The following is a 474-nucleotide window of genomic DNA, read 5'->3' as shown; positions in this document are numbered from 1 at the left end:
CCTGTCGCCGGCCGTCATCGCCCGGCTGACGGCGACGTGGGCGGATGAGTACGCCCGCTGGCAGGCGCGCGATCTCTCCGCACGCCGCTATGCCTACGTCTGGGCCGACGGCGTCTATCTGCAGGCGCGGATGGCCGAGCAGGCAGACTGCATGCTCGTGCTGATCGGGGCGACGCCCGAGGGCAAGAAGGAGCTCGTCGGGTTCCAGGTGGGTGCGCGCGAGAGTGCCCAGAGCTGGCGGGAGTTGCTCGTCGACGTGAAGCGGCGCGGGCTGTCGATCGCGCCCGAGATCGCGGTCGGCGACGGCGCTCTCGGCTTCTGGCGGGCGCTGGACGAGGTCTTCCCCGGCACCGCTCACCAGCGGTGTTGGGTCCACAAGACGGCCAAAGTCCTCGACAAGGTGCCGAAGTCCATCCAGCCGGCGATGAAGGCGGACCTGCGCGAGATCCACGGCGCGCCGACCCGGGCGGCGGC

At 71.3% G+C, this 474-nt stretch carries 1 protein-coding gene; it reads left to right on the top strand.

Annotated elements, in window-relative coordinates; translation table 11 throughout:
• On the top strand, positions 1-474 hold a 474-nt coding region (locus ACU8YC_RS26785; RefSeq protein WP_446896231.1), incomplete at both ends, for an IS256 family transposase.

It is taken from the genome of Citrobacter sp. VF227, from assembly GCF_052950715.1.
Note: the sequence above shows the minus strand (reverse complement) of the source record. Positions and strands in the feature narration are given on the sequence as shown.